The 12,997-nt window shown below is 57.2% G+C and carries 15 protein-coding genes; 13 read left to right on the forward strand and 2 right to left on the reverse strand.

The features are described 5' to 3' along the window. The first annotated feature begins 64 nt into the window (after positions 1–64). Positions 65–550, forward strand: coding sequence for a YajQ family cyclic di-GMP-binding protein (locus KGA81_RS22795; protein ID WP_007977344.1), 486 nt, complete (start codon positions 65–67; stop codon positions 548–550). Between the two features lie 137 nt (positions 551–687). Continuing rightward, a complete protein-coding gene (locus KGA81_RS22800; RefSeq protein WP_223548694.1) occupies positions 688–1,527 on the forward strand; it encodes a mechanosensitive ion channel family protein in 840 nt (279 codons plus the stop codon). A gap of 142 nt (positions 1,528–1,669) precedes the next feature. Here KGA81_RS22800 and KGA81_RS22805 read toward each other — a convergent pair whose 3' ends face one another. Next, positions 1,670–2,998 carry an OprD family porin gene (locus KGA81_RS22805; RefSeq protein WP_223548698.1) on the reverse strand — a complete coding sequence of 443 codons (1,329 nt, stop codon included), beginning with the start codon at positions 2,996–2,998 and terminating at the stop codon, positions 1,670–1,672. A 910-nt stretch (positions 2,999–3,908) separates the two neighbouring features. Between KGA81_RS22805 and KGA81_RS22810 the strand changes: the two genes are divergently transcribed. Both KGA81_RS22810 and KGA81_RS22815 read left to right on the forward strand, forming a co-directional pair. Beyond that, positions 3,909–4,334, forward strand: a complete 426-nt coding sequence (locus KGA81_RS22810; protein WP_223548828.1) for an HIT domain-containing protein — start codon at positions 3,909–3,911, stop codon at positions 4,332–4,334. Positions 4,335–4,337: 3 nt separating this feature from the next. Beyond that, a complete protein-coding gene (locus tag KGA81_RS22815; protein ID WP_223548700.1) occupies positions 4,338–4,544 on the forward strand; it encodes a SlyX family protein in 207 nt (68 codons plus the stop codon). A gap of 64 nt (positions 4,545–4,608) precedes the next feature. Here KGA81_RS22815 and KGA81_RS30095 read toward each other — a convergent pair whose 3' ends face one another. Beyond that, positions 4,609–5,211 (reverse strand): cold-shock protein, encoded by a 603-nt coding sequence (locus KGA81_RS30095; RefSeq protein ID WP_317850813.1) that lies wholly within the window; start codon positions 5,209–5,211, stop codon positions 4,609–4,611. 598 nt (positions 5,212–5,809) lie between these two features. Here KGA81_RS30095 and KGA81_RS22825 point away from each other — a divergent pair. The 9 genes from KGA81_RS22825 to tolQ all read left to right on the forward strand — a co-directional run bounded on the left by KGA81_RS22825 (position 5,810) and on the right by tolQ (position 12,995). Continuing rightward, positions 5,810–6,145, forward strand: coding sequence for a ribbon-helix-helix domain-containing protein (locus KGA81_RS22825; protein WP_223548702.1), 336 nt, complete (start codon positions 5,810–5,812; stop codon positions 6,143–6,145). Between the two features lie 136 nt (positions 6,146–6,281). Beyond that, positions 6,282–6,503, forward strand: coding sequence for an FmdB family zinc ribbon protein (locus tag KGA81_RS22830; RefSeq protein WP_032829812.1), 222 nt, complete (start codon positions 6,282–6,284; stop codon positions 6,501–6,503). A gap of 118 nt (positions 6,504–6,621) precedes the next feature. Continuing rightward, positions 6,622–8,397 carry an aspartate--tRNA ligase gene (gene aspS, locus KGA81_RS22835; RefSeq protein ID WP_223548705.1) on the forward strand — a complete coding sequence of 592 codons (1,776 nt, stop codon included), beginning with the start codon at positions 6,622–6,624 and terminating at the stop codon, positions 8,395–8,397. A gap of 128 nt (positions 8,398–8,525) precedes the next feature. After that, positions 8,526–9,272 carry a YebC/PmpR family DNA-binding transcriptional regulator gene (locus KGA81_RS22840; RefSeq protein ID WP_223548707.1) on the forward strand — a complete coding sequence of 249 codons (747 nt, stop codon included), beginning with the start codon at positions 8,526–8,528 and terminating at the stop codon, positions 9,270–9,272. 133 nt (positions 9,273–9,405) lie between these two features. Further along, complete coding sequence (gene ruvC, locus KGA81_RS22845) at positions 9,406–9,930, forward strand: crossover junction endodeoxyribonuclease RuvC (RefSeq protein WP_008015799.1); 525 nt, start codon at positions 9,406–9,408, stop codon at positions 9,928–9,930. 114 nt (positions 9,931–10,044) lie between these two features. After that, positions 10,045–10,653: a Holliday junction branch migration protein RuvA gene (ruvA, locus tag KGA81_RS22850; protein WP_223548709.1), complete on the forward strand. Its 609-nt coding sequence runs from the start codon at positions 10,045–10,047 to the stop codon at positions 10,651–10,653. Beyond that, the gene (gene ruvB, locus KGA81_RS22855) at positions 10,654–11,715 is read left to right on the forward strand and encodes a Holliday junction branch migration DNA helicase RuvB (protein WP_223548711.1); all 1,062 of its coding nucleotides are present in this window, start codon (positions 10,654–10,656) and stop codon (positions 11,713–11,715) included. It abuts the gene before it with no gap. 127 nt (positions 11,716–11,842) lie between these two features. Continuing rightward, positions 11,843–12,310 (forward strand): tol-pal system-associated acyl-CoA thioesterase, encoded by a 468-nt coding sequence (gene ybgC, locus KGA81_RS22860; protein WP_057713518.1) that lies wholly within the window; start codon positions 11,843–11,845, stop codon positions 12,308–12,310. Continuing rightward, positions 12,300–12,995, forward strand: a complete 696-nt coding sequence (tolQ, locus tag KGA81_RS22865) for a protein TolQ (protein ID WP_008147369.1) — start codon at positions 12,300–12,302, stop codon at positions 12,993–12,995. Before ybgC ends, tolQ begins: the two co-directional genes overlap by 11 nt. Positions 12,996–12,997: the final 2 nt, after the last annotated feature.

Raw genomic sequence — 12,997 nt, forward strand, 5'->3', positions numbered from 1 at the left:
GCGCGGATTTTAACCGCAAGCCAGGCGTGCTCCATCAGTGCGCCTTTAAATTTGGAGAGATTACATGCCGTCGTTCGACGTGGTATCCGAACTGGACAAACACGAAGTCACCAACGCGGTCGAGAACGCCGTCAAGGAACTCGATCGTCGTTATGACCTGAAAGGCAAAGGCAGCTTCGAGTTCAAGGAAAAAGACCTGACCGTCAACCTGACCGCGGAAGCGGATTTCCAGCTCGAAGCGATGATCGAGATCCTCAAGCTGGCTCTGGTCAAACGTAAAATCGACGTTCAGTGCCTTGAAGTCAAGGACGCGTTCGCATCGGGCAAGCTGATGAAGCAGGAAGCCGTCCTCAAGGAAGGCATCGACAAGGAACTGGCGAAGAAAATCGTCGCTCACGTCAAAGATGCCAAGCTCAAGGTCCAGGCGGCCATTCAAGGCGAGCAGGTCCGTATTACCGGCAAGAAGCGTGATGACCTGCAAGAAGCCATTGCGGTGCTGCGGGCCAAGGAATTCGGTATGCCGCTGCAGTTCAACAACTTCCGCGACTGACCCTGAACGCGGGAACCTCTTGGCGTTTGCGACGTCGCAGATCCAAGCAACGGCAGAAACGATTTAGCCCGTCGTGGTTCGATCTTTCTGCCGCTTTTTTTACGCATGCCGGGTAGCCGGAAAACAGGAGAGAGTAGATGGACTTGAATGCCGAGGTAGACAATCTGGTCAAGGTATCCCAAACCTGGATCCCGATGATCATGGAATACGGCAGCCGTGTACTGCTGGCGGTCATTACCCTGGCCATTGGCTGGTGGCTGATCAACAAGGTCACGAAAAAGCTCGGCGGCCTGATTGCACTGCGTAATGCCGACCTGGCGCTGCAGGGCTTCATCAGCAGCCTGGCGAACATCATCCTCAAGATCTTGTTGATCGTCAGCGTGGCCTCGATGATCGGGGTGGAAACCACGTCGTTCGTTGCGGCAATTGGTGCGGCGGGTCTGGCCATTGGTCTGGCGTTGCAGGGTAGCCTGGCGAACTTCGCGGGCGGCGTGCTGATTCTGTTGTTCCGTCCATTTCGTATCGGTGACTGGATTGAAGCACAAGGTGTTGCTGGCACCGTCGACAGCATTCAGATTTTCCACACCGTGCTACGTACTGGCGACAACAAGACCATCATCTTGCCTAACGGCAATCTGTCGAACGGCATCATCACCAACACCAATCGTCAGCCAACCCGCAAGGTAGTGTTTGATGTAGGCGTCGATTACGAAGCTGACTTGCAGAAAGCCCGAGAAGTGTTGCTGGAGTTGGCCAAGGATCCGCGTGTATTGACTGACCCGGCACCTCAGGCAGTGATTTCGACATTGGGTGACAGTTCTATCACTGTTTCCCTGCGGGTCTGGGTGAATACGGCGGATTATTGGGATGTGATGTTCATGTTCAACGAACTGTCCCGTGATCGTCTGAGAGGGGCGGGCATTGATATTCCATTTCCGCAGCGGGTTATTCGCATGGTTCGGGAGTCGGCAGTGTAGTAAGGAGTGCGCGGTTAGTGCCTGACTTCTTGGTCAGGCATATGCTGCAGAGTCTGTTTGGTTAAATGTTGTACAGCAGCAACGAAAAAGGCCCATCCGAAGATGGGCCTTTTTTTGATTACCGCGAACTGACTTTCTGCGATTACAGAATGTTGAGTGGGTAGTCGGTGATCAGGCGGAACTCAGAGATATCGCCTTCGCCTTCGTCAGTGTTGGCAGAGTGCCATGCTTGACGGATGCGGAACGACAGATCTTTGGCTGGGCCGGATTGAACGACGTACTTGGCTTCCACGTTGGTTTCGTGGTGTTTGCCGTCTGCACCGTACAGACCAGCGTAGGGGCTGTTCGCTGGAGTGTTGGTACCGTCGATGTTCCAACCATTCACGTAACGGACCATGAAGCTCAGGCCAGGTACGCCGTACTCGGCCATTTTCAGGTCGTAACGGGCTTGTACCGACTTCTCGCCTGGAGCGTTGAAGTCAGAGTACTGAATGGAGTTGGCGAGGAAGATCGAGTCGCCACCGCGGTTGTTTTTACCCACACCGACGTAGTCGAACGGGGTATCGCCGTTGACCTTCTGGAAGCCCAGGGTCACGGTGTGTGCTTTCAGGAACGAGTAAGCAGCAGCCAGGGAGTAGGCGGTGTTGCTGATTTCGCCTGCTTTAGCGTTACCGGTATCCTGGGTGTTGTAGATGTTACCGTCGAAGTTGATCGAGTTGTCACCGCCCAGTGCGAGGGTGTAGTTCGCGTTGGCGTAGTACTGGTTCCAGACGTCTTCGAGCTTGGCACCGTAGAGCGAAACACTCAGGTCTGGGGTAATGCCATACTTGCCGCCGAAGTAGTCGATGGAGTTGGCTTGCACGCCAGCGTAAGTAGCCCACAGGTCGCCGTCACGGGCGTTGCTGTCTTGGCTGGTTGCCGAGTAGAAGTGACCGGCTTCGAGGTCGAGGTCAGTAACTTCGCTGCTCTGCAGTTGGAGACCGCTGGCAGTTTGGTGAAGGATACGGGAACCGCCTACAGCGAACACTGGAGAGGTGCTTGGCTGCATGTCGCCGACTTTCAGCTCGGTCTTGGAGATGCGGAACTTGGCGGCAGCGCCGGCTTTGCCCTGGCTGTTGTTGACTTCGCCATCACCGTCCACGGACATGTTGCCGGAACCTGCATATTTGTCGGAACCGTCCAGCTTGATGGCCAGTTGGCCCCAAGCTTCAACGCCAACGCCGATCAGACCTTGGGTGTAGCCAGAGCTGTACATGCCCTGAATGCCCTGGGTCCAGTCTTTGTCATCGACTGCGCCGTCTTTCTTGTTACGGTTGTAGTAGTAGTTGCGAACCAGCAGGTCGAGTTTGCTGTCTTCAACGAAACCTTTGGCTTCGGCCTGGTCGCTTACGAAAGGTGCGGCTACTGCCAACTGAGTACTGGCTGCTGCTGCAACTGCCAGTGCGATCATGCTCCACTTCATCACGCGCATCGTGATTTGCTCCTTTGGTTTTAGAAGAGTACTGCCGTCCCACCTGTTTTTTTATCTGGGCGGCTCTTTCTTTTTGTGTCGGCGCAAACTTATATCACGCCGACAATGTTGGCGATACTTGCGTATCTAACCTTTCGCCTTCTTTACGACCCTGTCGCAAACAGCGAGGTAGATGTCGCAAATTTCCAGCTCCAGCGCAACCGGGCTGACAACTTTAATGCTGTTTTTCGAGCCTGGCGCCGGTAAAAAGAGTCCTGGTAAAACGTTTGAATCTCCATCGGGCTACCTTGCCACTGTCTTTTTTTGCCTGAAGACTTCCGCTTCCAGCGGGTGTCACATCAGGTGATGTTGGGTATGACTGCAACAAGCGTGCACAAATTCGAGTTTTGTTGCAATTTTTTTCAAATGACAATCCGATGCTGTAAACACCTCATAAAACCGGGGGGGCAAGCGCGTTTAGTCTGGGCTTGACGCCTTGCCTGACATCATGTTTTACCCTTCTGGGCGACTGCCTTACAAACAAAAATGTTACCGGTTCACCCCGCCAGTGAGTAAATGGCGGATGTAGAAGCACACAGCGTAGACCCACTGTGCGGTTTTGGTGCAAAAAATTTTAGCCTGGTACTGGATTCATTCCTGTTGGTCGCGTGTGTGGCGCGAACTCTTCGTTATTAATCAGTCATTTCGGCGTTTTTTGTCGGCTGATCGGTTCTGTAGTGGTGCGCAGAAGCGAAAAATGTCTCATTCGGGGGCGGAGTGTCAGCTTTTTGCAGGCGCCAGTGACCTCTGTGCAAGGTTCGTCGTGAAGCATGCGCCGTTCGCAGGTATGCTGCCGTCCGGTCGTTTGGCGCGCCGTCCCGTCAGGATGAGCGCTAAGCTGAAAAATGATGGTCCGGCGGGAGTGTGCACAGTGTTCGCTTTAGATCCACGACTTCAACAAGATACGTTACCGATCGGGGACTTTCCGCTCTGCCGGTTACTGCTGTCCAACGATTCGAACTATCCCTGGTTCATCCTGGTACCTCGTCGCGAGGCTATCAGTGAGATATTTCAGTTGGATGTCGCAGATCAGCAACAGCTTTGGCAGGAAACAACTGTGCTTTCGCAAGTGCTCAAGGACTCGTTCGATGCGGACAAATTGAATGTTGCGGCGTTGGGCAACGTTGTAAGCCAGTTGCATATGCATGTGATTGTGCGCAAGCGCGAGGATGCCGCCTGGCCTGCGCCGGTTTGGGGTAAACACCCGGCAAAACCCTATAATCCGGAGCAGATCGCCGCCATTGGCGAACGTTTGCGCCTGATCCTGACCGATGACTTTACGTTTCTGGAGGGCTGAACCATGAGCCTGGAAGAACGCGTTACCGAGCTTGAAAGCCGTCTGGCCTTTCAGGATGACACCATTCAGGCATTGAACGATGTGCTGGTGGCGCAGCAGCGGGTGGTCGAGCATCTACAGTTGCAAATGGCTGCGCTGCTCAAGCGGCAGGAGGAGATGGTCGGCCAATTCGAGTCATTTGAAGAAGAAGCGCCGCCACCCCACTATTAAATAAATTGCAGGCATGAAAAAACCGCGGACAGCTCGGCTGTGCGCGGTTTTTTTTAGCCTTGAATCAGCGGCGCGGCAGCGCGGCGATCACATCTTCGGCTTGCAGGCCCTTGTCACGATTCATGACAGAGAACTCCACGCGCTGGCCTTCTACCAGGACACGGTGACCTTCACCGCGAATGGCCCGGAAGTGGACGAAGATGTCGTCGCCGGAGTCGCGGGAAATGAAGCCGAAGCCTTTGGATGTGTTGAACCATTTGACGGTGCCGGTATCGCGGTTGCTCATGTCGTAGCTTGGCGAGGTGGCTGCCGGTGACGATTTGTAGAAGCTGATGCCCAGGTGCAGGACAACAGCGATGAAGGTTGCGACCAGACTGAACAGAACGGCGGGTTGACCGGCGATGACAGGCATCGGTGCGATCAGCGTCAGGGTTTGCAGAACTACCGCCAGAACGAGCAGGGCGCTGACCAGGTTTTGCAGTTGGTGGCGCGGACCTTTGTTCCAGTAAGGGATGACAGGTGCAAGTGTGAGGTTGAGCAGGCCGAAAAAGGCCAGGTACAGCGCATCGGGTTGTTGCAGGTAAGGTAAGGCTTCGGTTTGCAGGCTAGGGATGAAGGACAGCAGCAAGGCCGCTGCGCCTATCAGTAGATGGACGATTTTCAACATTTTGATTAACTCACGTTAAGACAGCTCACAAGGAAGAGCTGATGGCGCACGGTTCGCTTCAAGATAATAAAGAGGCGTTGGACACGTACCCGGTATCAGCCTATGCGCCGTGACCGGAAAAATAGGCACTGGCGACACGCTGCCTATTTAACAGCAAAGCCGCAGGCTACTCAAATCAGGGCGTCCGGCGGCTCGTTTGAGGCGATTTGGCGCAGTTTGGTCGAAGTTCAGCGGCGGCGATACGGCGGCAGGCTGGTTAGAGAGGTTGGGCGCCTGTTGCTTGTTGGGTGAAGCTCATGGGCTTTTAAGAGGGGCAATCGGTCGATGCAGCCGATTGGAAAAACCTTCAGTGGGTGTTTCTTAGTGCGCGCGCTCTACTTTCCTACGTCATTCAATCCTGTGCTTCTGAAGGGGGTGTCACTTCACTGCGTGGGAAATTGTCCGGAGTAGGACGTTCTCCAGGATCTGCCAAGAGTTGTTGGCTTGTCCTACGTCGAAGGTCAGGAAGTCGTCTGGATATACCTTTGCACCTGAGTTTTCATATGTCGACAGGCAGTTGCTTTTAACGAAACCAGGATGGCAAAGGAGTGTCAGCGTTATGGTTTATGAACGGCAAGAAGAGGGGCGATACGGTTCGCACAGGGATGTAAGGGTCGATCCGTTTGTTCGCGAGTTCGATATGGGGCTGGCTCAGCCCTTGTCCCGCTCCGTACGATTGAATGGCTTCGCCACCTGTTTGCGGCTTGAACAGGTTTATTGGGATATTTTGGGGGGGATGGCCCGGGCCAACGGTTGCTCGGTCAGTAGTCTGTTATCTCACGTGGATCGCGAAGTTCACTTGCGTCACGGCGGGGTAAGGAACTTCAGCGGGTTGGTACGGGTTGTCTGCGTCGTGCACAGCCTCAAGGAAGGGAGGGGCGACGTCATGGCCTAGTCTGGGCGGCGAAAACAGCAGAGTGTCGGCCTGTGCAGTCTTACGGCTGCACAGGCCGCATTTAATGGATATAATCCCGCCCTTTGCCGCAAAACCCTGTGTGTGCGGTAGCAATCTGATCGCCGAGACAACCTCCATGCCGATGTACGATTATCAATGTGCTTCCTGTGGTCATCAGTTGGAAGCCATTCAAAAGATCAGCGATGCACCGCTGGTCGACTGCCCTGCCTGTCAGGCGCCAGAGCTTAAAAAGTTGCTGTCCATGCCGGGCTTCCGCCTCAGCGGCACGGGTTGGTACGAAACCGATTTCAAGACCGGATCCAAGAAGAACCTGGCCGGCGGCGACAAAGCTGACTAAGGTCTGGAACCTGAGTTGAACGACACGCGTGCTCTTGCATCGCCCGGCGACTTTTTAAAGGCGGGGCTGTTGCAGGATCTCCACCGAATTTCGAATTACGAGAAGTGAAACCACGACCATGATGCGCAGCCATTATTGCGGCCAACTGAACGAAAGCCTGGACGGCCAGGAAATTACCCTTTGCGGATGGGTCCATCGTCGCCGTGACCACGGTGGGGTGATTTTCCTCGATATCCGTGATCGTGATGGTCTGGCTCAGGTCGTGTTCGATCCGGACCGCGCTGAAACCTTCGCCGCCGCCGATCGCGTGCGCAGCGAATACGTCGTGAAGATCACCGGCAAGGTTCGCCTGCGTCCGGCTGGTGCGACCAACGCCAACATGGCGTCGGGCATGATCGAAGTCCTCGGTTATGAGCTGGAAGTGCTGAACGAATCGGAAACCCCGCCGTTCCCGTTGAACGAGTTCTCCGACGTCGGCGAAGAAACCCGCCTGCGCTATCGCTTCCTCGACCTGCGTCGCCCGGAAATGGCCGAGAAGCTGCGTCTGCGTTCGCGCATGACCACCAGCATCCGCCGCTTCCTGGACGAGAACGGCTTCCTCGACGTCGAGACGCCGATCCTGACCCGTGCCACCCCGGAAGGCGCGCGCGACTACCTGGTACCGAGCCGTACCCATGCCGGTTCGTTCTTCGCCTTGCCGCAATCGCCGCAGCTGTTCAAGCAACTGCTGATGGTGGCCGGCTTCGACCGTTACTACCAGATCGCCAAGTGCTTCCGTGATGAAGACCTGCGTGCCGACCGTCAGCCGGAATTCACCCAGATCGATATCGAGACCAGCTTCCTCGATGAAAAAGACATCATGGGCCTGACCGAAGCCATGATCCGCAACCTGTTCAAGGAAGTGCTGGATCTGGAATTCGGTGATTTCCCGCACATGACCTTCGAAGAAGCCATGCGCCGTTACGGTTCCGACAAGCCGGACCTGCGTAACCCGCTGGAACTGGTTGACGTTGCCGATCAACTGAAAGAAGTCGACTTCAAGGTGTTCAGCGGCCCGGCCAACGACCCGAAATGCCGCATCGCTGCCTTGCGCGTTCCAGGTGGGGCAAGCATGCCGCGCAAGCAGATCGACGATTACACCAAGTTTGTCGGTATCTACGGTGCCAAGGGCCTGGCGTACATCAAGGTCAACGAGCGCGCTGCCGGTGTTGAAGGTCTGCAATCGCCGATCGTGAAAAACATCCCTGAGGCCAACCTGAACGTGATCCTTGATCGCGTGGGTGCGGTCGATGGCGACATCGTGTTCTTCGGCGCCGACAAGGCGAAGATTGTCAGCGAAGCCCTGGGCGCGCTGCGGATCAAGCTCGGCCACGACCTGGACCTGCTGACCTGCAAGTGGGCGCCAATGTGGGTCGTCGACTTCCCGATGTTCGAAGAAAACGACGACGGCAGCTTCACCGCCTTGCACCACCCGTTCACCGCACCGAAGTGCACCCCGCAAGAGCTGGAAGCCAACCCGGCTGGCGCTCTGTCCCGTGCCTACGACATGGTGTTGAACGGCACCGAACTGGGTGGCGGTTCGATCCGTATCCACCGCAAAGAGATGCAGCAGTCGGTGTTCCGTCTGCTGGGCATCAACGAAGCGGAACAGGAAGAGAAGTTCGGCTTCCTGCTCGACGCCTTGAAATACGGTGCGCCGCCGCACGGTGGCCTGGCCTTCGGTCTGGACCGTCTGGTGATGCTGATGACCGGCGCCCAGTCGATCCGTGAAGTGATCGCCTTCCCGAAAACCCAGAGCGCGGCGGACGTCATGACTCAGGCACCGGGTCAGGTGGATGCCAAGGCATTGCGCGAGCTGCACATTCGCCTGCGCGAAACGCCTAAGGCCGAGTAAGGCTGATCTGAAGGGCGCATCTGCGGATGCGCCTTTTCTTTATAGGCAGAGCGGTTCAAGATTTTTGTTTGTCGGCCGGCGCAATGCAGCGCAGCGGGCAATGTTTCAAAGAGAATTCGGAGCGAGTTATGGCAGGTCATTCCAAGTGGGCGAACATCAAGCACCGCAAAGAACGTCAGGATGCCAAAAAAGGCAAGATTTTCACCAAGTGGATTCGTGAACTGACCGTCGCGGCTCGTCAGGGCGGCGGTGATCCAGGTTCCAACCCGCGTCTGCGCCTGGCATTGGACAAGGCCCTTGGCGCGAACATGAGTCGTGACATCATTGATCGGGCGGTCGCTCGTGGTGCCGGTGCCGCCGATACCGACGACATGGTCGAACTGACCTACGAAGGCTACGGCCCCGGTGGCGTCGCGGTGATGGTCGAATGCATGACCGACAACCGCAATCGCACCGCAGCTGCCGTTCGTCACGCGTTCAGCAAGTGCGGCGGCAACCTGGGGACTGACGGTTCGGTGGCCTATCTGTTCGAACGCAAGGGGCAGATATCCTTCGCGGCCGGCGTTGACGAAGATGCGCTGATGGAAGCGGCCATGGAGGCCGACGCGGATGACGTGGTGACCAACGAAGACGGTTCCATCGACGTTTTTACCTCGTTTGCCGGGTTCTATTCCGTGCGTAACGCACTGGAAGCGGCGGGTTTCAAAGGTGACGACGCGGAAATCGTCATGTTGCCGACCACCAGCGCCGAGCTCGATCTGGAAGGCGCCGAGAAAGTCCTCAAGCTGATCGACATGCTCGAAGACCTGGACGACGTGCAAAACGTCTATTCCAACGCGGAGATTCCGGAATCGGTCGCCCAACAACTAGGCTGATCGCCATTGCCATTGTAGGAGCTGGCTTGCCAGCGAATGCGGCCTCAAGACTTGCACAAGTTCAAAGGGCCTCTTCGCTGGCAAGCCAGCTCCTACAGTTCCCTCGGACATTCGCATCAGCTTTGCAGGCGTTATGACTTTGATTCTTGGTATCGACCCCGGTTCGCGCATCACCGGTTATGGTGTGGTTCGTGATACCGGCCGTGGCTGTGAGTACGTCGCCTCCGGTTGCATCCGCACCGGTGCCGGCGAGCTGCATGAGCGACTGCAGATTGTCTATCGCGGGGTGCGGGAGATCATTCAGACTTACCATCCGGTGACCATGGGCATCGAAAAGGTGTTCATGGCCCGTAACGCCGACTCCGCCCTGAAACTGGGCCAGGCCCGTGGCGCCGCGATCGTGGCAGGTGCCGAGGAAAGCCTGGAAATTGCCGAATACACCGCAACCCAGGTCAAGCAGGCGGTCGTCGGTACCGGCGCGGCCAATAAGGAGCAGGTGCAGATGATGGTCATGCACATGCTCAAGCTCACCAGCAAACCGCAGATCGATGCTTCGGACGCCCTGGCCATTGCCATCTGCCATGCTCACACCCGCTCCAGCCTGTTGCCCCATGGTCTGGGCGCAGCACGCAGTCGTGGCGGGCGCCTGCGTCTCTGATAGCATCAGCAATCATTTTTATGGAGTGGGAGCGTTTCGCCCGGGTTGTCGGCGGCATTCCCTCGCCCTATCAGTCGCTGGCCCAGAGCTGGCCAACGCTCAAGGATTTGTAACGTGATTGGACGTTTGCGCGGCACCCTGGCTGAGAAGCAGCCTCCGCATCTGATTCTGGATGTAAATGGCCTGGGCTATGAACTTGAAGTGCCCATGACGACCCTTTACCGCTTGCCGTCGGTCGGTGAACCGCTGACCTTGCACACCCATTTGGTCGTGCGCGAAGACGCACATTTGCTCTATGGTTTTGTCGGCAGGCGTGAACGCGACTTTTTTCGCGAGTTGATCCGCCTCAATGGTGTCGGGCCGAAGCTGGCGCTGGCCTTGATGTCGAGCCTGGAGGTCGACGAGCTGGTTCGTTGCGTACAGTCCCAGGACACGTCGGCGCTGACCAAGGTCCCGGGCGTCGGCAAGAAAACCGCCGAACGCTTGCTGGTGGAACTCAAGGATCGCTTCAAGGCCTGGGAAACCGTACCGGCCATGTTCGCTCTGGTGCCGAACCAGCCGGATGGGCCAGCCCCGGTGAACACTGCCGAGACTGATGCCGTCAGCGCCTTGATTTCCCTGGGCTACAAGCCCCAGGAGGCCAGCAAGGCGGTTTCTGCAATCAAAGAGAAAGGTTTGAGCAGCGAAGACATGATCCGCCGCGCCTTGAAGGGAATGATCTAAGTGATTGAAGCTGATCGTCTGATTACTGCCACGCACAGTCCGCGTGAGCGCGAAGAAGTCCAGGACCGGGCGATTCGCCCGGTCAGCCTGGCCGAATACATTGGCCAGCCGACCGTTCGCGAGCAGATGGAGTTGTTCATTCAAGCCGCTCGCGGTCGGAACGAGTCCCTGGACCACACGCTGATCTTCGGGCCGCCCGGCCTGGGCAAGACCACTCTCGCCAACATCATCGCCCAGGAAATGGGCGTGTCGATCAAGAGCACCTCGGGGCCGGTGCTGGAACGCCCCGGTGACCTGGCGGCGCTGCTGACCAACCTGGAGCCTCACGACGTACTGTTTATCGACGAGATCCATCGGTTGTCGCCGATTGTCGAAGAAGTACTGTACCCGGCCATGGAAGATTTCCAGCTCGATATCATGATCGGCGAAGGCCCGGCCGCGCGTTCGATCAAGCTGGATCTGCCGCCGTTCACCCTGGTCGGCGCAACGACGCGGGCAGGGATGCTGACCAATCCGTTGCGAGACCGTTTCGGGATTGTCCAGCGCCTGGAGTTCTACAACACCGCCGATCTGTCGACGATTGTCAGTCGCTCGGCAAGCATCCTTGGTTTGCCGCTGGACCCGGAAGGCGCTTTCGAAATCGCCCGCCGTGCCCGTGGCACCCCGCGGATCGCCAACAGGCTGCTGCGCCGGGTGCGTGATTTCGCCGAAGTTCGCGCCAAGGGGCATATCACCAAGCCGATTGCCGACCTGGCGCTGAACCTGCTGGACGTCGACGAACGTGGCTTCGATCACCAGGACCGGCGTCTGTTGTTGACCATGATCGAGAAGTTCGACGGCGGACCAGTCGGGGTCGACAGCCTGGCCGCTGCCATCAGCGAAGAGCGTCACACCATTGAAGACGTACTGGAGCCCTATCTGATCCAGCAGGGCTACATCATGCGTACGCCACGGGGGCGGGTGGTGACGCGGCATGCCTACCTGCATTTCGGTTTAAACATTCCGTCACGATTGGGCGAAATGCCCGTGGTAGACGATTTTCTCGATGCCGCTGACGATTAATTAACATTGCGTGCTGATTTTTTCGGGCAATGTAGGGTCCCAGGACCGTACTTTTACGTGAAAGCCGCAGAACAATGAAAAACAGTTGCCATGCCGGATTGGCAACCTGAGGAGTAAGCACTAGAGTATGCGCGCGCAAAACGGGCTTGAGCCTTTCGCACATCGCTGTCGCGTTTATTACGAGGACACCGATGCGGGGGGCATCGTGTATTACGTTAATTACCTCAAGTTTATGGAACGGGCTCGAACCGAGCGGCTACGAGATCTGGGCTTTGCCCAGTCGCAGCTTGCCGGGGAGGACCTGTTGTTCGTCGTGCATTCCAGCGAAGCGCGCTACCACGCGCCGGCGCGACTGGACGACGAGCTGCTGGTAAGCGCTGAAGTAATCGAATTGAACCGTGCCAGCCTGCGCTTCAAGCAGCAGGTCAGGCGGGCAACGGATAATGCACTGCTCTGCGAAGGGCAGTTTCTGGTGGCCTGTGTGCGCACTGAAAGTTTGAAACCCCGGGCCATTCCCGAAGCTCTACGAGCGGCCTTTGCCGACGTGAGCGGCGCGGGTACACACTCAAAGCAGGAGATAAAGCGTGGAAGCTAACGTCGTCGACCATTCCTCCATGTGGAGCCTGGTCAGCAATGCCAGTATCGTGGTGCAACTGGTAATGCTGATCCTGGTAGCCGCATCGGTGACCTCGTGGATCATGATCTTTCAGCGCAGCAACCTGCTGCGCGCCGGTCGACGTGCCCTGGAGAGCTTTGAAGAGCGCTTCTGGTCGGGTATCGACCTGTCCAAGCTGTACCGTCAGGCCGGCAGCAACCCGGACCCTGATTCGGGTGTCGAGCAAATCTTCCGTGCCGGTTTCAAGGAATTTTCCCGTCTGCGCCAGCAGCCAGGCGTTGACCCGGAAGCAGTCATGGAAGGCGTGGCCCGTGCCATGCGCGTCGCCATTTCCCGCGAAGAAGAAAAGCTCGAGCAGAGCCTGCCCTTCCTGGCCACCGTCGGTTCCGTCAGCCCGTATATCGGTCTGTTCGGTACCGTTTGGGGGATCATGAACTCCTTCCGTGGTCTGGCGACTGCCCAGCAAGCGACCCTGGCCACTGTGGCCCCGGGTATCGCCGAAGCACTGATCGCCACGGCGATCGGTCTGTTCGCTGCCATTCCAGCCGTTATCGCCTACAACCGTTTTGCTGCTCGCAGCGAAACCCTGCTGGGCCGCTACTACACCTTCGCCGACGAGTTCCAGGCGATCCTGCACCGCAAAGTGCACACCAGCGAAGAATAAGC

This window comes from Pseudomonas sp. A-B-19 (genome assembly GCF_019947515.1).
In the GTDB taxonomy this organism is placed as follows: domain Bacteria; phylum Pseudomonadota; class Gammaproteobacteria; order Pseudomonadales; family Pseudomonadaceae; genus Aquipseudomonas.